Origin of the sequence: Sphingomonas sp. SORGH_AS_0879, from assembly GCF_030819175.1 — a bacterium.
GTDB lineage: Bacteria > Pseudomonadota > Alphaproteobacteria > Sphingomonadales > Sphingomonadaceae > Sphingomonas.
The window spans coordinates 3,109,985-3,135,522 of record NZ_JAUTBJ010000002.1 but is presented as its reverse complement, the minus strand read 5'-3'; the positions used below and the strand labels follow the sequence as shown (position 1 = coordinate 3,135,522).

The following is a 25,538-nucleotide window of genomic DNA, read 5'->3' as shown; positions in this document are numbered from 1 at the left end:
GTGAATGAATTATACAATAAAAGTCTAATTGTAGTTTGTTAAAACTTATTAACTTCTGATGTGGCAAAGGATTCCTGTTAAAGGCTGCAATTGTTTATTCGCCATTGATACTTAGTCGAATTGGGCATTGCTGCTTGCTGAACGTGTTTTGAAACAGGGTCGTCTCATGAAGAGCTTTGCCATTCGCAGCCAGGGTTCGTTGTTCACTCGCTTGCCGATCTTTGGTCTCTCGCTATGCGGATTGATGCCCGGTGTGACGCCGGTTCGTGCGCAAACGCTGCCGACCGGCGGGCAGGTGGTGGTCGGCGACGCGTCGATCCAGCGATCCGGCATGGGGCTGACGATCCACCAGGCGACCGACAAGGCGATCATCGACTGGAAGGATTTCTCGATCGGCACTGGGGGCAGCGTGCGGATCGAGAATGCGACCGGCGCGACGCTCAACCGCGTCACCGGCACCTCCGCGAGCAGCATCGACGGCCTGTTGAGCGCGACCGGGTCGGTCTATCTCATCAACCGTAACGGCATCGTGTTCGGGCGGGAAGGGCGGGTCGATGTCGGCGGCTCGTTCGTCGCCTCGACGCAGGATCTGAGCAACGAGCGCTTCCTGGCGGGCGGCAACCTGACGCTGTCGGGCGCCAGCGAAGCCGCGATCATCAACTATGGTCGGATCGGCGCGGCGGGCGGCGATGTCGCTCTGGTGGCCGCCAAGGTGGTGAACGAAGGCACGCTGGCGGCAGCGAACGGCACGGTCGGGCTGCTCGCCGGTTATCAGGTGCTGTTGCGCGACCGCGGCCTGGAAAATGGCCGATTCTCGGTGGTGGTCGGTGGCGACGGCACGTCCGCGACCAATGTCGGCGCGATCCGTGCCGCGGAGGCGGAACTGCGCGCCCAGGGCGGCAACGTCTATGCACTGGCGGGCAACACCGGTGGCGTCATCAATGCGCAGGGCGTCTCCACGCGCGACGGGCGTATCTTCCTGACGGCAGAAGGCGGCGAGGCGCATCTGACCGGTACGCTCCGCGCGCGCGGGGCCGATGGTTCGGGCGGTGCGGTCGAAGTGACCGCGAAGAATGTGCTGCTCGGCGACAAGGCGCTGATCGACGCGAGCGGCACCAGCGGCGGCACGGTGCTGGTCGGTGGCGACTGGCAGGGCGGCGCGGACCGTTCGCTGGCGGTGGCCGATCATGCGATCGCCAACGCCGATGCGGTGGTGATGGCCGATAGCGCGAAGATCGACGTTTCGGGCAGCGTCGGCAATGGCGGTACGGCGGTGCTGTGGTCCGACGCCTATACCAATTTCCTCGGCCATGTCGAAGCGCAGGGTGCGGTGAACGGCGGGCGGGTCGAAACCTCGTCGAAGGGCGTTCTGCAGGCACTGGGCAGCGTGAATGCGCTCGGCGTGCGGGGCGTGGCGGGCAAGTGGCTGCTCGACCCGTCCGACATCACAATCGCCAGCGGCACGACCAATGGCAATTTCGCGGGCACGTCCCCGCTGACCTTCACCCCCAGTGGCGCAAGCTCCACCGCCGATGTGGGCGCGATCAACAGCGCGTTGAATGCGGGCACGAGCGTCACGATTTCGACCGATAGCGCCTTTGCGGGCAATGGTGACATCACCCTGGCCAGCGGTACGAATATCGCCAAGACCAGCGGTGCGGCGGACGCGACGCTTCAGTTGCTGGCCAACCGCAACATCGTGCTGAACGGCACTGTTTCGGCGAGCGGCAGCAGCACCGGCAAGCTGAACCTGACGCTGAACAGCCGCTTCAAGGACGCCAGCGACAGCGCGCAGGGCAGCATCGCGCTGAACGGCAATATCAGCCTCAACGGCGGTAACCTGCTCGCCGGGGGCGGCACCACCGGTACGGGCTCGGCGATCAACAACAGTGGCGGGGCGGGCATCTCGATCGGCAGTGCCGCCATCAATGCCGCTGGCGGTAACATCACGTTGATCGGACGGACCACGGGTGCCTCTGCCGGTATCAGCGTGGTAAGCGGCGCGTCGATCGTCACGAGCGGGGCGGGCGCGGTCAGCCTGAGCGGTGCGGCGACGGCGACCAGCGGCACGACCTATGGTATTCAGTTCGGTGGCAGCGCGGGCGCCATCACGGCGGGGACCGGCGGGCTGACGCTCGATGGTCGGGCGGCGTCGGCATCGGGTACGGCGCTGTCCAGCACCTCCACGGCGGCGATCAGCAGCGCCGGGGCACTCACCTTGACGGGTGACAAGGCGATCGCGTTGTCGAACGCGCTGGCCACCAATGGCCCGTCGGGGGCGGTCAGCGTTTCCACCACGTCCGGCAACGTCTCGTTAGGTGCGTTGAACAGCGTGGGGGCGATCACCGTCACGAGTCCCGCTTCGCTCAGCTTCGGGGCCGTGACGCAGAACGGCACCGGCGCGATGACCTTCACCAGCGCCAATACGCTGACCACCAGTGCCGCGATCACCAAGGCCAGCGGGGCGGATTCGACCCTTACACTGAGGTCCAACGCCAACATCGTTGTGAACGGTGCGATCAGTGCTTCGGCGGGGGCGGGCAAGCTCAACGTCGGTCTGAACAGCCGGGCGAACGACGGGGCGTTGGGTTCGATCACCATCGCCAACAGCATCACGACGTTGGGCGGCGACATTGCCGCATGGGGCGGGTCGGCGATGCCGAACGCGGCGGATCCCGCATCGGCGGGAACGGCCAAAGCGAACGGCGACAATTTCGGTATCAGGATCGTGAGCGCGGTGCTCGACGCCGGCGGTGGCAATATCGGCCTGGCGGGCGAGCAGACGAACACCGCGATAGGCGCGGCGGGCACGGCGGCGGTGCGCATCGGTGGCGACGCCATCCTGAAGACCAGCGGCAGCGGCGTGATCGGCATCAAGGCGGTCGGCAATGCCAATTACGGCGCCTATATCTTCGGCAACCTATCGACGACGGCTGGCGCGATCACCATCAACGGCAGCAGCGCGGGCGGTGCCTTTGGAGGCGTCGGCGTGCTGCTCGCCGGTAGCACGTCGGTCGCGACCGACTCCGGGGCGATCAACCTGAGCGGTAGCGCGACGGGTGCCGATACCGGGTTGATGCTCAACTCCGATAGTGCGATCTCGATCAAGTCCAACACCGGCAATTTGAACCTGACCGGTAGCGCGACGGGGAACAGCGCGGTCGAAGGCATCGCGATCGTCGGCTTGGGTGGCAGTGGCGGTGCTTCGAGCAGCCATGTGATCCAGACCGGCGGCTCGATCACCATGACCGCCAATGGCGGCAAATCCTCGTTCGACAGCACGCGACCCAACGCCGCGATTCTGTTCGGGCGGACCAATCAGAACACGAATCTGATCATCCAGTCCGGCGGCGATCTGACGATCAGGGCGACAGGCGACACGGGCGCGGCGTCGCTGCTGGGTTATGTGACCAGCGGGTCCACCATCACGTCGGGCGGCGCGCTGTCGATCAACGCGGGCGCCAATGCGGACAAGGCGATCGCTTTTAACAACGGTACTATCACCGCAGGCAGCACGACCGAAATCCGCAGTGCCTCCGGTGCCGTGACGCTGGGCAATTTCGTCTCGAACGGCGGTGCGGTGACGATCGCAGCGGCGGCTGGCAGTGCCAGTGTCGGCAACGTAACGCTCGCGACGTCGGGCGATACGCTGTTGAGCGGAACGTCCACCACCTTCGGCACGATCACCAAGAAGGCATCGGCAACGGGTGCCTCCACGCTGACGATCAAGTCAGGCGGTGACATCTACGTCAATTCCGCCATCACGGCGGAATCGGGTGCGGGCAAGTTCAACGTCAACCTGAACAGCCGCGCCAGTGACGCGGCGTCGGGCGTGCTCTACGTCAATGCGGCGATCACGAGCCGGGGCGGCGACATCAATCTCTATGGCGGATCGGCCAGCGACAAGAGCGGCGGGGCGGCCTCTTCGTCGGGTGCGGCGGTCACCCTGGATAGTGGTTCGGCGATCGACGCGGGCGGCGGCAACATCCTGATCCGGGGCGTGAATACCGATAGCAATTCGTCCAACGGCGTTTCCATGCAGGGTGGCGTACGGACCAGCGGTACCGGCACCATCGCCATCACCGGCCAGGCGGTCGGCAGCTATACCGGCCTTGCCATGAGCAACACCACCGTGGCGGCCGATCAGGGCAATATCTCGCTTACGGGCAATGCGGCGAATAACAGCGGATCGCCGCGCAACGGATCCGGCATTCGCATCATGACGGGGAGCCCGACATCGATCACCACCAATGGCGATCTGTCACTCACGGGCACGGCGAGCCAGTATATCGGTATTCGAGTCGACACGACGGCGACCGGGGTCACCCTGTCCGGCAAGAACGTCTCGCTGACGGGAACCTCGACGGGCGGTGCGAATAGCACTAACGGCGTTTTGTTCACCAACACCAACTCGATGGCCATCACCGCGACCAACAAGTTGTCGATCACCGGCATCGGTGGCGCGACGACCAAGGGCGGCAGCAGCACGGCCGCGATCGCGTTCGGGAAAAGCGGCATCGATGCGAATGTAGCGCTCACTGCGGGGGCCGGGGGCGTCGTGATCGACGGTACTGGGGCTGACAGTAACGCGGCGTTCAGTTTCGACAGCTTCCCTGCGGGTGCGACGGCAGCCAACCTGTCGATCACGTCGGCGGGCGCGGTCAATATCACCGGCAACAAGAACATATACTATCGCGGTTCCATCGCCCAGAATGGCGGGGGTGCGAGTACGATCAGCACCAGCAGCGGTAACATCATCGTTGGCAGCTATGCCGGTACCAATGCCGATGCGCTGACCATCCAGTCGGCAACGGGCAGCGTAGATACGCTGTCCACGATTTCGACCACCAAGGATCTGTCGATCAAGGCGTCGACGACCGCCACGGCCGATGCGGCCATCACGTCCGGCGGCGCGTTGACCGTCCAGGGCGGTACCGCGGTGTCGGCTCAGGCCATCAGCCAGACCGGTACCAGCGGTCTGGTTTCGATCACCTCCACGAGCGGGACCGTGGCGACGGGCGCGATTGCCCTGAAGACGGCCGATGCCAGCAATATCAAGGCGGCGGGCACGCTGACCACGGGTGCGATCACGCTGAACGGATCGACCGCGTTGACGCTGGATTCGGGGGTGGACCTGACGCCTGCCGCCATCACGCGCAAGAGCACGTCGCTGGTGGATTCGTCGCTGACCCTGCTTTCAAAGGGCAGCATCAATCTCAGTAACGCCATCAGCACCGAGGCCGGTGCGAACAAGATGGACGTGACGATCGCAGCGCGATCCGGTGGCGCGGCGACAGGCGTGGTCACGATCACGCCTGGCATCACCACTCAGGGCGGCGCCATCCTGATCGGGGGGGGCGACAGTTCGGGCAGCGGGTCGACGACCGGTATCGTACTAAATGCCAATGGCGTGCTGGATAGCCGGCGTGGTAGCTCCAATGGCGGCGCGATCACGCTTCGCGCGCAGACGTCGGGCGCAACGCAGGCCGTTAATCTGGCGGCTGGTTCGTCCATCCTGACGAGCGGCAATGCCGCGATCGGCATTACAGGGGACGCGTCTGCCGGTACGTCGCGCGGCATCAACGTCGCAGGCGCGACCCTGCAAAGCGGCACCGGCACCATCAGCTTGACCGGCAAGGCGAACAATGCGGTCGGGATCGCTTTCGATCAGTCGAGCGCATCCAATATTTCGACCGATGGCTCCGTCGTCATGTCGGGAACGTCGACCGGTAATCTCGGTGTTTGGAAAAACGGTAGCACCGCGCTGACGATCTCCGGCAAGGACGTCTCGATCGAGGGCATCTCGAAGACCTCCGGCAGCCTGACGAGCAAGAACGGCATCCTTCTGGATGGTACCGGCGCGGTCAATATCACCGGGTCCAATTCGGTCACGCTGAACGGCACGGGCGGCGCGTCGGCGATAGGGAGCGACTATAGCGCGTCGGCGATCCTGTTTGGCTCCAATGTCTCCAACACGCCGGTGACGATCAATGCGGGAGCCGGCGGCCTGAGCATGACCGCAACGGCGGATAGCGGGGCGAGCTGGGGCATCGACAATTATTCGGGCGGCGGTCGTCAGTCCAACGTTGCCTATAATGTCGCGGGTTCGATGAACATCACGTCGAACAACGCCCTCGCGCTGTTCGGCCAGATCAGTCAGACCGGTACCTATGCGAACAGCATCACGTCCAGCGGCGGCCTCGTTCGGATCGGCGGAAACGGCAACACCGCCAGCTTCGACGGTGCGCTGACGGTTTCGGGGCGATGGGTCTTATCCAGCGACCTGGCGCTGGGCGGCGCGACCAATATCACCGGCGGATTGACGTCGTCCGACGACGGTACCGTCACGATCGGGGCGATCACCTCCAAATCGGCGCTGTCGGTCACCGCGCTCAAGAGCATCACCACCGGTACGGTCACGCAGCCTGCGGCGACGAATACGGGCGACCTGTCGCTCAACGCGGGCACGACGCTCAGCACGGGCGCGATCAATTGGGCGACAGGCAATATGACGCTGGCGTCGGTGTCGAACCTGACCCCGGCGGCGATCACCAAGCTGGCCAATGCGGCGGGCACCTCGACCCTGACGATCAAGTCGGACGGCAATGTCTCGGTGGCCAATGCCATCGGCGCTGGCTCGGGCGCGGGGCCGCTCAATGTGACGCTGGTCAGTCGTGCGCACGATGCCGCGTCGGGCACCGTCGCGGTGACCGGCGCGATCAGCACGCGCGGCGGCACCATCCTGTTGCGCGGCGGCTCCGCCGCGACCTCGACCGTCCTCGATCCGAGCCTGTCGAGCGCCAACTACACGGCCTTCGCGACGGAGTTGCAGAAGACCGGCACGCAGATCTCGCTGTCGAACCCGAACCTATTGAACGCGGGCGGTGGCGACATCGAGCTGCGTGGCGCGTCGACCACCACGGGCCTCAACCTGACCAGCGGTACGCTGTCCACCACCGGCGCGGGCGCGATCCGTCTGTATGGCTATAGCTCGGCGACCGGATCGGGTCAGGGCAGCGGCGTGAACGTGAACGGCGCTAACGTGACGGCGGGAACCGGCGGCCTGACCGTCTATGGCACGACCGCGCAGAGCGCCAATTCGGACGCGGTTCATATCGAGAACGCGACCGTCACCGCGAGCGGCGGCAACGTGCTGATCGGCGGTTCGGGCAATGCCAGTGCCACCGGCTCGGGCAATCTGGCGGGCGTGGTGTTGAAGAGTGCGACGGTCGGCTTCACGGGATCGAGCCAGTCGGGCAAGGTCACGATCGGCGGACAGGCCGGGGGCGGGACCTCGGGCAGCGTCGGCGTCTATATCGCGTCGTCGTCGGTAACCTCCCCGTCGAGCGGGGCGACCACGATCACCGGTACCGGCGGCAACGGATCGGGGGCCAGCAACTACGGCATCTATCTGGATCAGGGATCAACCTCCGCACCCCTGATCAACACCACGGGCTCGGGGGCCGTCACGCTGGACGGCCGCGTAGCTGGCGGCACGACGGTCGGCATCTATCAGGGGCCGAACAACGGCGCGAAGATCGGTGGCGGCGGCAGCGGGGCGCTGACCCTGATCGCCAATGCCATGGGGCTGAACAACGGTAGCGGTTCGCCCGCCCTGCTCAACACGACCGGAGCGCTGACGCTGCGGCCCCAGGCGGGGGGCGCCTTCGTGGTCGATGGCAATATCCTGCCCGCGTTGATTGCCGCCAATGCCTATCGCGCCAACTATGGCTCGGTGACGTTCGGCTCGGCCGATGCCGCGTCCTTGGCCTTCAATACGACTGCGAACGCGAAGACCTACTCTAGCCGGCTGACCCTATTGTCCGGCGGGACGATGGTGATCGGCGGCAGCGATGGCCTTACCGCATCCGGCGGCCTGACGGTGAATGCGGTCGGTGCCGTCACCCAGTCGGTCGATGTGGCAACTCCGTCGCTGACCGGCGGCGCCGATTCCCTGGCCCTGACACGTGCGTCCAACGCCATCACCGGGCTGGGTCCGATGACGGTGACGGGCGATCTCTCGCTCGTGACGCAGGGTGCGCTTGGGATCAACGGCGCGGTCACGACCACGACGGGCACGATCCGTGCCGGTGGCGACCTCAGCTTCGGCGGCACCGGATCGGTCCGTGCTTCGGGCAGCGGCACACCGTTGAACCTGATCACGAGCACGAAGGTCGTCAACGGTGCCGGCTCGGCAGCGCTGTCGACGCCGAACGGTCGCTGGCTATTGTGGTCGCAAAATTCAACGTCGGACTCGCTCGGGGGACTGGGCTATGGGTTCCGTCAATATGGCGCGGTGTACGGCGCGACCACGCCCGCGCTCGCGACCGGTAACGGCGTTCTCTATACGACCTCGCCCAGCGTGACCGTCGCGCTGACCGGCAGCTACAGCCGCGATTATGACGGCACGACCGATGCCAATCTGGCGCAGTCCAACTTCACCGTGACGGGCCTGAGCGGTAGCGAACACGCCACCGTCTATTCGACGGCTTCGTTCGATACCAAGAATGCGGGAACCGGCAAGACGATCCTGGCGGACGATCTGGCGGTCGTGGTGCGCGATGGGTCGACCAAGGTGTTCGGTTATGTGCTGAACAACTTCTCCGCGACGGGCGCGATCGGCACCATCACGCCCAAGCTGCTGACCGCCGGCCTGACGGGTACGGTCAGCAAGGAATATGACGCGACCGATGCCGCCGCGCTTCTGGCGGCCAATTACACGCTGACCGGCGTGATCGGGAGCGAGGTCGTCACGTTGGTCGGCCCGACCGCTGGCCGCTACTCGGACAAGAACGCCGCCTCCAACAAGCTGGTGACCGCCACCGGTCTGTCGCTGACGGGTGCGGATGCCGGGAATTATACGGTTGCCAACACCGTGTCGGGCAATGTCGGCACGATCACCCCGCGTGCGCTGACCGCCGACCTGGTGGGTTCGGTCAGCAAGACCTATGACGGCACGGCCCTGATTTCGGTGGCGTCGAGCAACGTTGCTTTGACGGGCATTCTGGCGGGCGATACCGTGACGGTCGCCAACGGTCTGTCCGGCACCTTCGCCGACCGCAATGCGGGTACCGGGAAGACGGTCAATGTCACCGCCTTGACGCTGCTGGGCAACGACGCGGCCAACTATACTGCCGCTTCGACCGCATCGGGCGCGGTCGGCACCATCACGGCGAAGACGTTGACGCTGACGGCCGTCGCCGATGCCAAGACCTATGACGGGACCGTCCTGTCCGGCGGCGCGGTTCTGGCCAGCGGGCTGGTTTCGGGCGACAGCGTCGCGGCGAGCCAATCGTTCGACAGCCGAAATGCGGGCAATCGCACGCTCCAGGTGAACGACGGCTATGTCATCACCGATGGCAATGGTGGTTTGAATTATGTGGTGACCAAGGGCGCGGCGGCAGCGGGTACGATCGGCCAGAGGCTCGTGTCCACCAGCCTGACCGCGAACGACAAGGTCTATGATGGGACGACGACCGCGACGGGCAGCTTCTCCACGCTGACCAACAAGGTTGCCGGTGACGATCTGTCGCTCGATACCAGTGCCGCAACGCTGGCGTTCCTCGATCGCCATGCTGGCAACGGAAAGGCCGTGACCGCGGCGGGCTATGCCCTGACGGGAGCGGATGCGGGCAACTATCTGCTCGCGGCGATCGGCAACGGCGCGGCGAACATCACCCGCGCGACGCTGACGCTGAATGCGGTCACCGACACCAAGACGTATGACGGCAACACGCGCTCGACCGGCGTCGTCACGGTGGCCGGCTTGATGGGAGTCGATACCGCGACGGGGACGCAGGCGTTCGACACCAAGAATGCGGGCAGCCGTGCGCTCCAGGTCGCGACCTGGACGATCGACGACGGCAACAACGGCAACAACTATGTCGTCGTGACCCATGATGCGGCTGGCACCATCGGCAAGAAGACGATCTCCGGCCAGCTTACCAACCCGATCAGCAAGGTCTATGACGGGACGGCGGACGCGATCCTGTCGGGCGCGTCGTTGCAGGGCGTGATCGCGGGCGATGCCGTGACCGTATCGTCGGCCAGCGCTCGCTATGCCGACAAGAACACCGGCATCAACAAGCTGGTGACCATATCCGGCATGGCGCTGGGCGGGGCCGATGGCGGCAATTACGTTCTGGCGAGCACCGATGCGTCGGGCAATGTCGGCACGATCACCGCGCGCGTGATCGATGCGGCGACCACCGGCGTCGGCGGCAAGACCTATGACGGGACGACCACGCTCGCCCATGCCGATATCGGCACGCTGGCGCTGACCGCAGCGGCGGCGGATACGCAGGCGCTGATGCTGGCCGATGGCGTCGGCTTCGACTCCTCCGGCCTGCACGGCACGCTGACCGATCGCAATGCCGGAACCGGCAAGGTCGCCACGCTGACCGGCTTCACGCTCGTCAACAACACGGCCAACAACTATGTCCTGGCGGGTTCGACCGCGCAGGGCGTGGTCGACGTGGCCCGCAAGGCACTGACGCTCAATGCCGCGACCGACAGCAGGGTCTATGACGGTACCGTCAACTCGTCGGCGATCGTACAATTCTCGGGCCTGGTCGCGGGCGATACGGTGACGGCCACCCAGGCTTTCGACAGCAAGGACGCCGGAACGCGCAGCCTTTTCGTTTCCGGCTACACCGTCAGCGATGGCAATGGCGGCGCCAATTACGTCGTCGCGACCAACACGGCTGCAGGTGCGATCGCCAAGCGTATCGTCACGACCATCGTGAACGCCAATGACAAGGTCTATGACGGCACGACGTCGGCGACGGGCACATTCAGTGCGCTTCAGAACCTCGTCTCGGGTGAAACCGCCGACGCCACGGGCACCTTGACCTTCGCGGATCGCAATGTCGGTACCGGAAAGGCGGTGACGGTGTCCGGCGCGACGCTGACCGGCACCGATGCACGCAACTATGCGCTCGCAACGGTTGCGGACGGCACGGCCGCGATCAGCAAGGCGTCGCTTGTGCTGACCGCCGGCACCGATGCCAAGACCTATGACGGCACCACCGCGTCCGCAGGTGCGGTCGTCGCGACCGGTCTTGCCACGGGTGACACCTTCAGCGCCACGCAGCATTTCGACGCGAAGGATGCCGGGGTGCGCCGACTGATCGTGGATGGCGGATATTCCGTCAGCGACGGCAATGGCGGCGGCAACTATCTGGTCACCTTGGCGGATGCGGCTGGTCGGATCGACAAGCGGGTCGTCACCACGGCGGTGACCGTAGACACGCGCGATTATGACGGCACGACGGCGGCGACCGGCACGTTCGGTGCGCTGCAGAATCTCGTCACGGGCGAAGTGGTGACCGTGAACGGCGGAACGCTGGCTTTCGCGGATCGCAACGCCGGATCGGGCAAGGCGGTGACGGTGACGGGCGCGACGCTGGGCGGTGCGGACGCGGCCAATTACATCCTTGACGGGGTGGCCAATGGCACCGGTACGGTCAATGCCAAGGCCCTGACGCTGACGGCGGTCAGCGACAGCAAGATCTATGATGGCACCACCGCATCGGGCGGCGCGGTGCAGGTGGCGGGCCTCGTCGGCGGCGATGCGGTCATCGCGAACCAGGTATTCGCCGGGCGCACGGCGGGTGCGCATCGATTGCAGGTCGGTCAATATTCCGTCAGCGACGGTAATGGCGGTCGGAACTACATCGTCACGCTCGGAAACCCGGCAAACGGCACGATCGACCGGCGGGTCATCAATGCGGCGGTGACGATCAATGACAAGGTGTATGACGGCACGACGACCGCATCCGGCACCTTCACGGGCCTGACCGGTATCGTCTCGGGCGATGTGGTAACGGTCGACGCCGCGAGCGGCGTGCTGGCCTTCCTCGATCGCAACGCGGGCAACGGCAAGGCGGTGACGGTCACCGGCGCCACCCTGGGCGGTGCCGATGCGGGCAATTACACGCTCGGCTCCGTGGGCAGCGGTACCGCCAATATCACCAAGGCGACCCTGACGCTGACCGCTGCGGCCGACACCAAGACCTATGACGGTCTGCGCGCGTCGACCGGTACGGTCACCATCGCCGGGTTGGTCGGCGGCGACACCGCCATCGCGACCCAGGCATTCGACAGCAAGAATGCGGGCAGTCGCACGCTGAGCGCCGATAGCTGGACCGTCAGCGACGGCAATGACGGCGGGAACTACAATGTCGTCAAGGTGAACGCGGCGGGCTCGATCGCGCAGAAGACGATCAGCAGCAGCCTGACCGGCACCGTCTCCAAGGTCTATGACGGCACCACCACCGCGACGATCCTGCCCGCCAACCTGTCGGGTGTGATCGCGGGTGACACCGTCACCGTGGCAGCGACCAGTGCCGATTACGCCGATCGCAACGCCGGTACGAACAAGCTGGTGACGGTCACCGGCATGTCGCTGACGGGTGCGGACGCGCTCAACTATCAGCTCGATCAGGACCATACATCGGCCAATATCGGCACGATTACCGCGCGGCAGATCGCGGTGGGTGTCGGCGGTCGCGGTGCCAAGACCTATGACGGCACCGCAATACTGTCCGCGTCGCAGCTGGGCACGCTCAGCTTCGTGCTCGCGGACGGCGACACGACGACGCAGTCGCTGCTGACGAGCGATGGCGTGACGATCGACCTGGCCGCCGTCAGCGGTGCCTTCGCGGATCGCAATGCCAGCACCGGTAAGGGCGTGACGCTGACCGGCTATGCGCTGACGAACAATGCGTCGGGCAATTACGCACTCGCCAATGCCAGTGTGCAGGGGCTGGCGGACATCGCCAAGGCGACCCTGACGCTGACCGCGGCCACCGACACCAAGACCTATGATGGTCTTGTCAAATCGAACGTTACGGTCACCATCGCCGGATTGGTCGGCGGCGATACCGCGACCGCGAACCAGGCGTTCGACAGCAAGAATGCCGGCAGTCGGACGCTGCTGGTCTCCGATTGGACGCTGAGCGACGGCAATGACGGCGGAAACTACAATGTCGTCAAGGTGAATGCGGCAGGCTTGATCGCGCAGAAGACGATCAGCAGCAGCCTGACCGGCACCGTGTCCAAGGTCTATGACGGCACCACCACCGCGACGATCCTGCCCGCCAATCTGTCGGGCGTGATTGCGGGCGATACCGTCACCGTGGCGGCAACCAGTGCCGATTACGCCGATCGCAACGCCGGTACCGGCAAGCTCGTGACGGTCAGCGGCATGTCGCTGACGGGTGCGGATGCGCTCAACTATCAGCTCGACCAGAACCATACATCGGCCAGTATCGGCACGATCACCGCGCGGCAGATCGGGGTGGGTGTCAGCGGTCGCGGTACCAAGACCTATGACGGGACCGCGGTGCTGTCCGCTTCGCAGCTCGGCACGCTGAGCTTCGTGCTCGCCGACGGCGACACGACGACGCAGTCGCTGCTGACGAGCGATGGCGTGGCGATCGACCTGGCCGCCGTCAGCGGTGCCTTCGCCGATCGCAATGCCAGCACCGGTAAGGGCGTGACGCTGACCGGCTATGCGCTGACGAACAATGCGTCGGGCAATTACGCACTCGCCAATGCCAGTGTGCAGGGGCTGGCGGACATCGCCAAGGCGACCCTGACGCTGACCGCTGCCACCGACACCAAGACCTATGATGGTCTTGTCAAATCGAACGTTACGGTCACCATCGCCGGATTGGTCGGCGGCGATACCGCGACCGCGAACCAGGCGTTCGACAGCAAGAATGCGGGTAACCGGACGCTGTTGGTGTCCGATTGGACGCTGAGCGACGGCAATGACGGTGGGAACTACAATGTCGTCAAGGTGAACGCGGCGGGCTCGATCGCGCAGAAGACGATCAGCAGCAGCCTGACCGGCACCGTCTCCAAGGTCTATGACGGGACCACCACCGCGACGATCCTGCCCGCCAACCTGTCGGGTGTGATCGCGGGCGACACCGTTACCGTAGCGGCGGCAAGTGCCGAGTATTCGGATCGCAACGTCGGGACGAACAAGCTGATAACCGTCGGTGGCATGACGCTGCAGGGCGCCGACGCGGCCAACTATCTGCTCGACAGTGACCATGCCGCCGCCAATGTCGGCGAGATCGTCGCGCGGCAGGTCGCGGTGACGGCTGGTGGTCGTGGTGCGAAGACGTATGACGGCACAACCAACCTTACCGCATCGCAGCTGGGCTCCATGACCTTCACGCTGGCCGATGGGGATGCCGTGACATCGGCTCTGCTTCGGAGTGACGGTGTTTCGCTGGATGCGAGCAGCGTCAACGGCGCATTGGCCGACCGCAACGCCGGTACGGGCAAGAGCGCTGCGCTGGCCGGCTTCGCGCTCGTCAACAATGCGTCGGGCAATTATGTGCTTGTCGCCGCACCCGTACAGGGCGTGGTGGACGTTGCGCGCCAGACGCTGACGCTGACGGCTGCGGCCGATACGAAGGTCTATGACGGGACGACCGCATCGACGGGAACGGTCGGCTTCAGCGGATTGATTACTGGCGACACGCTGACCGCGACGCAGGTGTTCGACTCCAAGAACGCGGGCGCCCGCGCGCTGAAGGTCGGGGAATGGTCGATCGCGGATGGCAATGACGGCGGCAATTACGCCGTGGTCAAGGTTGACGCTGTTGGAACGATCGATCGGCGCACCGTCACCAGTTCGGTGAGCGCGAACGACAAGACCTATGACGGCAGCGCCGTCGCGACCGGCACCTTCGGTACCATTGCCAATATGGTGACGGGCGATGCCCTCACCGTAACGGCGGATCTCGCTTTTGCGGATCGCAACGCGGGCGTCGACAAGGCCGTGACCGTCACCAATGCGCGCCTGGAAGGCACGGCCGCCAGCAATTATGCCCTCGATCCGATCACGGTGACCAGGGACAAGGCCACGATCAATCGTGCGAGCCTGGTGCTGACGGCGGGTAGCGATCGAAAGACCTACGACGGCACCCTGGATTCGACGGGCACCGTCAGCTCTTCCGGGCTGATCGCGGGCGATACGCTGACCGCGACCCAGGCGTTCGATGCCAAGGATGCGGGTGCCCGCACGCTTCAGGTGTCCAGCTGGACGATCAACGATGGCAATGGCGGGAACAACTATCTCGTCAGCCGCGGCGCGACGACCGCCGGGATCATCGACCGCAAGGCGTTGACGGCGGACTTCACCGTCAATTCCAAGACCTATGACGGCACCACCGCGGCGACCGGGACCTTCACCGGCTTTAACGGGCTGATCACGGGTGACATGGTGTCGGTGGACGGCAGTGCCGCGACGCTGGTCTTCGCCGATCGCAATGCCGGGGTGAACAAGACCGTCTTCGCGTCGGGTATCACCCTGACGGGGGATGCGGCGCACAATTACACGCTCGCGTCGCTCGCCAGTGGCACCGGCACGATTTTGGCCAAGGCACTGATTTTGAGTGCGGTTGCGGATCGCAAGACTTACGATCGCACGACCGCCTCGGCCGGGCGTGTGACCGCGACCGGCCTGGTGGCCGGGGACGATGTCATCGCGACCCAGTCGTTCGCCGCCGCGACCGCTGGAACCCACGACCTGCAGGTCGACGGCAACTGGCGCGTGGTCGACGGTAACAATGGCGGCAACTACGTCGTGTCGCTCGATCAACCCGCGCAGGGCGTGATCGACAAGCGGACAATCGGCGCTGCGGTAACGGTCGCGAACAAGATCTACGACGGCACCACCACGGCGACGGGGACCGTAGATGGCCTTGATGGCGTGATTACGGGCGACGTCGTGACCGTCGATAGCAGCCAGGCGGTACTCGCCTTCGCCGATCGCAACGCGGGTACCGGCAAGACGGTAACCGCGACCGGGGCGACGCTTTCGGGGCAGGATGCGGGCAACTACACGCTTGGGACCGTCGCGTCGGGCACCGCCGATATCGGCCGCGCCACGCTGACGCTGACCGCGGCGAGCGATACCCGTACCTATGACGGTACCGCGGCTTCGACCGGCACGGTGACCGCTGCGGGCCTGGTCGTCGGCGATACGATCATCGGCATGACGCAGGCGTTCGATACCAAGAACGCCGGATCGCGCACCCTGCGCGTGCAGGACGGGTACACGCTGACTGACGGCAATGGCGGCGGCAACTACACCATCGTCAAGGTCGATGCAGCGGGGACGATCGATCGGAAGCGTCTGAGCGGCGCGCTGGTTGGCACGGTCAGCAAGGTCTATGACGGCACGACCACGGCCGCCCTGGCAGGGGCCAATCTGACTGGCGTGATCGCGGGCGACCGTGTCGACGTTACCTCGGCGACCGCGAGCTATGCCGACAAGAACGCCGGCACCAGCAAGCTGGTGACCGTGACCGGCATGACGCTGGGCGGCACGGACGCGGCCAATTACGTCCTGGATCAGGACCATGCCTCTGCGGCGGTCGGTGAGATCATCGCGCGGCGGATCATCCTGTCCGCCACCGGTACCGGCTCCAAGGTGTATGACGGTACCGTCACCCTGACGCATGCCGGGCTCGGCACGCTGGCGGTCCAGGCGACGGACGCCGATACGCGGACCCTGATGTCGGCCGACGGCGTGACCTTCGACGATGCCGGTGTAAGCGGCGTCTTCGCGGATCGCCATGCGGGCACCTCGAAGGTCGTGACCCTGTCGGGCTATGCGCTGGCGGGCAATGCTCTGGGCAATTATGTGCTCGACACCGGCACGGCACAGGGCGTGGCCGACGTCGCGCGCAAGGCCCTGACGCTGACCGCAGGTACCGACAGCAAGACGTATGACGGTAGCAACCTTTCCGCAGCGCTGGTTGCGATCGACGGATTGGTCGCTGGCGACAGCGCCGTCGCATCGCAGCGCTTCGACGGCAAGGACGCGGGCACGCGCACGCTGGTGGTCCATGACTGGACGGTAAGCGACGGCAATGGCGGCGGCGATTACGCCGTCACGACCGTCAATACCGCCGGAACGATCACGCGGCGTGTGGTAACCAGCGCGGTGCATGCGGACGACAAGGTATATGACGGCACGACCGCAGCTACCGGGTCGTTCGGAACGTTGACCAATGTCGTCGCAGGCGAAACGCTGGGAGTTACCGGTGTCTTGGCCTTCGCGGATCGTAACGCGGGCGCGAACAAGACGGTGACGGTGAGCGGTGCGACGCTGACCGGCAGCGACGCGCGCAACTATGAATTGTCGCCGCTGGGCGACGGTACCGCGACCATCTCCAAGGCGTCGCTGGTTCTGAATGCCAGCACTGATCGCAAGACCTATGACGGCACGCTCGTATCGAACGGAGCGATCCGCGCCACCGGCTTGGTGGCGGGTGACAGCGTGACGGCGTCGCAGCTGTTCGACGGCAAGAATGCGGGTGCCCGTATTCTGCATGTGGTCGACGGCAGCTGGGTTGTGTCGGACGGTAACGGTGGCAACAACTATGCCGTGAGCATCGGCGACACCGCTGTCGGTGCGATCACCCAGCGGGTGCTGACCACCGGGGTCGTGGTCGATACGCGTGAGTATGACGGCACGACGGCGGCGACCGGTACGTTCGGCGCGTTGCAGAATGTCGTCCTGGGCGACCGGGTGACGCTGACCGGCGGGACGCTGGCCTTTGCCGACCGCAATGCGGGCACCGGCAAGGCGGTGACGGTGACGGGTGCGACGCTGGGCGGGTCGGATGCGGCCAATTACGTGCTGGCCGACGTGGCCTCGGGCACCGGGACGGTGACGCGCAAGGCGCTGGTCCTGACCGCTGTCGGGGACAGCAAGGTCTATGACGGCACGCTGGCGTCGAGCGGGCAGGTGCGGGCCAGCGGGCTGGTCACGGGCGACGCCGTGATCGCGACGCAGGCGTTCGACGGCAAGGATGTCGGCACGCGCGGCCTCCAGGTGGCGACGTGGAGCATTGCCGACGGCAATGGCGGCGGCAACTATGCGGTCAGCATCGACAACCCGGTCAGCGGGACGATCACCGCACGGACGCTGCGGGCCGCGGCGGTGGTCGACGACAAGATCTATGACGGCACGATCGCGGCGATCGGGCGGATCACCGGGCTGACCGGTGTGCTGGGCAGCGATGACGTGACGGTGGGGGGCAGCGGCCTGTTCACCTTCGTCGATCGCAACGCCGGTGCGGGCAAGGCGGTGAACGTCTCGGGTCTGACGCTGGGTGGCGCACAGGCGGGCAATTATGTGCTCGACGCGGTGTCTGGTGGCAGCGCCTCGATCACCAAGGCGACGCTGACGCTGACCGCGAGCAACGATAGCAAGACCTATGACGGCACCACGGCGTCGAGCGGTACGGTGACCGCTACGGGCCTGGTCGTCGGCGATACGATCAGCGGTATGACGCAGGCGTTCGACACCAAGAATGCCGGGCAGCGGATCATCAGCGCCAACAGCTGGACGATTGCGGACGGCAATGACGGTGGCAATTATGCGATCGTCAAGGTCGATGCGAGCGGCACGATCGCCCGCAAGGTGATCGACGGCACGCTGACGGGCACGGTGTCCAAGGTCTATGACGGCACCACCGCCGCGACGCTGCTCGGCGCGAACCTTGCCGGGGTCATCGCGGGTGATGCGGTCGACGTTCTCACCTCGGCGGCCTATTATACCGGCAAGGACGTGGGCACGGGCAAGACCGTGACGGTCACCGGCATGGCGCTGTCCGGGCGCGATGCGGCCAATTACGACCTGACCAGCACCACTGCCTCGGCGGCGGTGGGGACGATCACCGCCCGGTCGGTGACGATCACGGCGGCGGGTCGCGGTGCCAAGACCTATGACGGCACCGACATCCTGACCACGGGCCAGCGCGGCACGCTGACGCTGAGCGCGGGTGACGACGATGCGCTGACCAAGGCGCTGCTCGCCAGCGACGGGGTGACGCTGGACGCCAGCGGGGTGACGGGCACGCTGGTCGACCGCAATGCGGGCACCGGCAAGAGCGTGACGCTGGGTGGCTATGCGCTCTCGGGCAATGGCCTTGGCAACTTCGTGCTGGCATCGAACACGGTGCTGGGGATCGCCGACGTGGCGCGCGCCTCGCTGACGCTCGCCGCCTCGGACAATACCAAGACCTATGACGGCACGACCGCCTCGTCGGGGACGGTCAGGATCACCGGGCTGGTGACCGGCGACACCGCCACCGCCACCCAGGTGTTCGACAGCCGCAATGCGGGCAATCGCCTGCTGAAGGTGGTCGATCAGGTGATCAACGACGGCAATGACGGTGGCAACTACGTCGTTCATCTGGTCGATGGCATTGGGACCATCGCGCGCCGCCTGGTCACCACCAATGCGATCGCCGATGGCAAGGTCTATGACGGGACGACGCGCGCTACCGGGCGCTACACGGCGCTTGGCAATGTCGTCGCTGGCGACACCGTGGCAGCGACCGGTGGCGACATGGTCTTCGCCGATCGCAATGTCGGTATCGCCAAGACCGTGTCGGTGAGCGGCACGACGCTGAGCGGTGGGGACGCCGCCAACTATGTGCTGGACACCGTGGCGGACACCACGGCCAGCATCAGTCGCGCCGCCTTGGTCCTGAATGCGGGCACGGACACGCGTGCCTATGACGGCACGCTCGTATCGAACGGGGCGATCCGCGCGGTCGGCCTGGTGGCGGGTGACAGCGTGACGGCGTCGCAGCTGTTCGACAGCAAGAATGCGGGGGCCCGTATCCTCCACGTGGTCGACGGTAGCTGGACGGTGTCGGACGGTAATGGCGGCAACAACTACGCCGTGACGATCGGCGACACCGCCAATGGCGCGATCACCCAGCGCGTGCTGACCACAGCCGTGACCGTCAATGACAAGGAATACGACGGCACCACGGCGGCGACCGGTACGTTCGGCGGGCTGTTCAATCTGGTCGGCAGCGACCAGGTGACGCTATCCGGCGGGACGCTGGCCTTTGCCGACCGCAATGCGGGCACCGGCAAGGTGGTGACGGTGACGGGTGCGACGCTGGGCGGGGCGGATGCGGCCAATTACGTGCTGGCCGACGTGGCCTCGGGCACCGGGACGGTGACGCGCAAGGCGCTGGTGCTGACCGCTGTCGGGGACAGCAAGGTCTATGACGGCACGCTTGCGTCGAGCGGGCAGGTGCGGGCCAGCGGGCTGGTCACGGGCGACGCCGTGATCGCGACGCAGGCGTTCGACGGCAAGGACGTCGGGACGCGCGGCCTCCAGGTCGCGACGTGGAGCATTGCCGACGGCAATGGCGGCGGCAACTATGCGGTCAGCATCGACAACCCGGTCAGCGGGACGATCACCGCACGGACGCTGCGGGCCGCGGCGGTGGTCGACGACAAGACCTATGACGGCACGATCGCGGCGATCGGGCGGATCACCGGGCTGACCGGTGTGCTGGGCAGCGATGACGTGACGGTGGGGGGCAGCGGCCTGTTCACCTTCGTCGATCGCAACGCCGGTGCGGGCAAGGCGGTGAACGTCTCGGGTCTGACGCTGGGTGGCGCACAGGCGGGTAATTATGTGCTCGACGCGGTGTCTGGTGGCAGCGCCTCGATCACCAAGGCGACGCTGACGCTGACCGCGAGCAACGATAGCAAGACCTATGACGGCACCACGGCGTCGAGCGGTACGGTGACCGCTACGGGCCTGGTCGTCGGCGATACGATCAGCGGTATGACGCAGGCGTTCGACACCAAGAATGCCGGGCAGCGGATCATCAGCGCCAACAGCTGGACGATCGCGGACGGCAATGACGGTGGCAATTATGCGATCGTCAAGGTGGATGCGAGCGGCACGATCGCCCGCAAGGTAATCGACGGCACGCTGACGGGCACGGTGTCCAAGGTCTATGACGGCACCACCGCCGCGACGCTGCTCGGCGCAAACCTTGCCGGGGTCATCGCGGGTGATGCGGTCGACGTTCTCACCTCGGCGGCCTATTATACCGGCAAGGACGTGGGCACTGGCAAGACCGTGACGGTCACCGGCATGGCGCTGTCGGGGCGTGATGCGGCCAATTACGACCTGACCAGCACCACCGCCTCGGCGGCGGTGGGGACGATCACCGCCCGGTCGGTGACGATCACGGCGGCGGGTCGCGGTGCCAAGACCTATGACGGCACCGACATCCTGACCACGGGCCAGCGCGGCACGCTGACGCTGAGCGCGGGTGACGACGATGCGCTGACCAGGTCGCTGCTCGCCAGCGACGGGGTGACGCTGGACGTCAGCGGGGTGACGGGCACGCTGGTCGACCGCAATGCGGGCACCGGCAAGAGCGTGACGCTGGGTGGCTATGCGCTCTCGGGCAATGGCCTTGGCAACTTCGTGCTGGCATCGAACACGGTGCTGGGGATCGCCGACGTGGCGCGCGCCTCGCTGACGCTCGCCGCCTCGGACAATACCAAGACCTATGACGGCACGACCGCCTCGTCGGGGACGGTCAGGATCACCGGCCTAGTGACCGGCGACACCGCCACCGCTGCCCAGGTGTTCGACAGCCGCAATGCGGGCAATCGCCTGCTGAAGGTCGTCGATCAGGTGATCAACGACGGCAATGACGGCGGCAACTACATCGTCCATCTGGTCGATGCCTCGGGCACGATCGCACGCCGCCTGGTCACCACCGGCATCACCGCCGACAACAGGGTCTATGATGGGACCACCGCGGCGACCGGTCGTTATGCGGCACTGACCAACGTCCTGGCGGGCGATGCGGTTGGCATCGGTGCGGGTACCATGGCTTTTGCCGATCGTAATGCGGGGATCGGCAAGACCGTTACCGTGACGGGAACGACGCTGAACGGCGCGGATGCGAGCAACTACGTGCTCGATACGATCGCCGATACCACGGCCGACATCGGTCGTGCGGCGCTGATCCTCAACGCATCCAGCGACATGCGTGCCTATGACGGCACCGCCAACTCGGCGGCGCTGGTCCAGGCCAGTGGGTTGGTGGCAGGCGACAGCGTGACGGCGGTGCAGGCCTTTGACGGCAAGAACGCCGGGGCCCGCGTCCTCCATGTGGTCGACGGCAGCTGGACGGTCACGGACGGCAATGGCGGTGCCAATTACATCGTCTCGATCGGTGGGACCGCCAATGGCGCGATCCTGCAGCGCCTGCTGACCACCGCAGTGACTGTCAATGACAAGGAATATGACGGCACCACGGCGGCAACCGGCGCCTTTGGCGGACTGTTCAATCTGGTCGGCAGCGACCAGGTGACGCTGTCCGGCGGGACGCTGGCCTTTGCCGACCGCAATGCGGGTATCGGCAAGGCCGTGACGGTCACCGGCGCGACGCTCAGCGGGGCGGACGCGGCGAACTATGCGCTGGACAGCATCGCGGTCGGCACCGCGACGATCACGCCGCGTGCGCTGAGCCTGCAAGCGGTTGCGGACAACCGCATCTATGACGGCACCACGGTGTCCGCTGCGGCCGTGCTGGCAGCGGGTCTGGTGGGCGGCGATACCGTCAACGCGACCCAGCGCTTCGACAGCCGCCATGCCGGCAGCCGTCTGTTGCAGGTGGCCGATGGCTGGACGATCAACGACGGCAATGGCGGCGGCAATTACGTCGTCTCAAAGGGCGCGGCAGTGGCCGGTACGATCGACCGTCGCCTCGTCAGCGCAGGCGTGACCGTTCAGGACAAGGTCTATGACGGTACCACCGTCGCGATCGGGACGATCGGTGGCCTTACCAACGTCATCGCCGGCGACGATCTGGTCTTGGATGCGACCGGCGGCGCTCTGCGCTTCCTCGATCGCAATGCCGGGGTCGGCAAGGCGGTGTCGCTGAGCGGACTGGTGCTGGGTGGCAGCGATGCGGCCGATTATGTGCTGTCCGACCTCGGGGCCGGGAGCGCGACGATCGCCAAGGCGACGCTGACGCTGACCGCCAGCGCCGACCACAAGACCTATGACGGCACCCGCACCTCCAACGGTACGGTGACGATCAACGGGCTTGTGGCGGGCGATACGGCCACCGCGACGCAGGCGTTCGATACGAAGGCCGCGGGGCTGCGGACGATCGGTGCGGACAGCTGGACGATCGCGGACGGCAATGACGGCGGCAATTATCAGATCGTCAAGGTCAATGCCTCGGGCGTGATCGATCGCAAGCTGCTGTCGGGTGCGCTGACCGGCCCGGTGACCAAGGTCTATGACGGCACCGACGTCGCGACGGTGACCCCGATCAACCTCGACGGCTTCGTCGCGGGCGACGCGGTGACCTTGGCCACCGATGGCGCGCGCTATGCCGATCGCAACGTTGGGTCGGGCAAGACTGTGACGGTCACCGGCATGAGGCTGACCGGCGACGATGCCGCCAATTACATGCTGGGCAGCGATCAGGCATCGGCGAATATCGGGACCATCACCGCGCGGCAGGTGTCGGTGAACGTGACCGGACGGGGAGCGAAGACCTATGACGGCACGGTCATCCTGCGCTCCGATCAGGCCGGTGGTCTGAGTTTCGCCGCTGCGGCCAACGACGCCGCCACCCGCGCGCTGCTGGCGGCGGACGGCGTAACGCTCGATGCGAGCGGGGTGACGGGTACGCTCGCCGACCGCAATGCGGGTACCGGTAAGAGCGTGACGCTGGGGGGGTATACGCTCTCGGGCAACGGTCTCGGTAACTTCGAGCTGGCGTCGGACACGGTGCTGGGGATTGCCGACGTGGCGCGCGCCTCGCTGACGCTCGCCGCCTCGGACAATACCAAGACCTATGACGGCACCACCGCCTCGGCGGGAACCGTCACGATCACCGGCCTGGTGGCTGGCGACAGCGCCACCGCCACCCAGGCGTTCGACAGCCGCAATGCGGGCAATCGCGTGCTGAAGGTGGTCGACCAAGTGATCAACGACGGGAATGACGGCGGCAATTACATCGTCCATCTGGTCGATGCTGCGGGCACCATCGCACGCCGGCTGGTCACGACCGGCATCACCGTCGACAACAAGGTCTATGACGGCACCACGGCGGCGACCGGCACCTTCGGCCGGTTGTTCAATCTGGTCGGCAGCGACCAGGTGACGCTGTCCGGCGGGACGCTGGCCTTTGCGGACCGCAATGCAGGTATCGACAAGGCCGTGACGGTCACCGGGGCGACGCTCAGCGGGGCAGACGCGGCGAACTACGCGCTGGACAGCATCGCGGTCGGCACCGCGACGATCACGCCGCGTGCGCTGAACCTGCAAGCGGTTGCGGACAGCCGCATCTATGACGGCACCACGGTGTCCGCTGCGGCCGTGCTGGCATCCGGGCTGGTTGGCGGCGATACCGTCAACGCGACCCAGCGCTTCGACAGCCGCCATGCCGGCAGCCGTCTGTTGCAGGTGGCCGATGGCTGGACGATCAATGACGGCAATGGCGGCGGCAATTACGTCGTCTCGAAGGGCGCGGCGGTGGCCGGCACCATCGACCGTCGCGTCGTCAGCGCAGGGTTTACCGTTCAGGACAAGGTCTATGACGGTACCACCGTCGCGACCGGGACGATCGGTGGCCTCACCAACGTCATCGTCGGCGACGATCTCGTCCTGGATGCGACGGGTGGCGCTCTGCGCTTCCTCGATCGCAATGCCGGGGTCGGCAAGGCGGTGTCGCTGAGCGGACTGGTGCTGGGTGGCAGCGATGCGGCCGACTATGTGCTGTCCGGCCTCGGGGCCGGGAGCGCGACGATCGCCAAGGCAACGCTGACGCTGGCCGCCAGCGCCGACCGCAAGACCTATGACGGAACCCGGCTCTCCTCGGGCAAGGTGACGATCAACGGGCTCGTGGCGGGCGATACGGTTGCCGCATCGCAAGTGTTTGACGATCGTAATGCTGGCGAGCGCTTGCTCAAGGTGACCGGCTACACGCTCGCCGACGGCAATAACGGCGGCAACTATGTCGTCCGACTGGTCGATGCGGCGGGGTCGATCGATCGCCGGACGCTGGCGCTGACGCTGGCCGACGCGACCAAGGTGAAGGGGCAGGCCGATCCGGCATTCAATTATGCGGTAAGCAGCGGGTCGCTGGTCACAGGCGACCAGATCAACGGCTCTCCTATTCGTGACAGCGGGGAAGAGGCGGGCAGTTACGCGATCCGCGCCGGCTCACTTCGCGTGAACGACAATTATGCGCTGAGTGTCACTGACGGTCGCCTGACCATCACTACGGTACCAGGCGGTATTACCCCCGTCATCATCCAGAATGCCCGGTCGCTCGCAAATCGTGCGTTTGCATCGCTGCCCGGCACCACGGAGACGCGGAACTTGCCGCATCAATGGACCGGCCTGTTCGAAAACACTTCGGGCTTCGGATGGATCGGCAAGGAACAGCTGCCGGGCAATCTGACGGTGGTGATGCAATTCGCCAACGAAGAACAGGGCACCGCAAAAGAGGCAGCGCGTCTTGGCGGGACCGAGGGGGCCAACGGTCAGGACCCGCTGAATTCGTGCCTGAACGGTAGCAGCCGCACGAATTGCGGACCTGCCCTGGGCAGCGGGTTCCCGTATCCGACCAACAGCGCGGTCACGACGACGATCCGCTTCGTCGAGCCATCGCGCTGAACGGATGCCGGAGGATCGTGAGGAGGCG

General features: G+C 65.8%; 1 protein-coding gene. It reads left to right on the top strand.

Annotated features, from left to right (window positions below; all coding sequences use genetic code 11):
* The first annotated feature begins 244 nt into the window (after positions 1-244).
* Positions 245-25,510, top strand: coding sequence for a YDG domain-containing protein (locus tag QE379_RS15010; protein WP_307001711.1), 25,266 nt, complete (start codon positions 245-247; stop codon positions 25,508-25,510).
* The last annotated feature ends 28 nt before the right edge of the window (positions 25,511-25,538 follow it).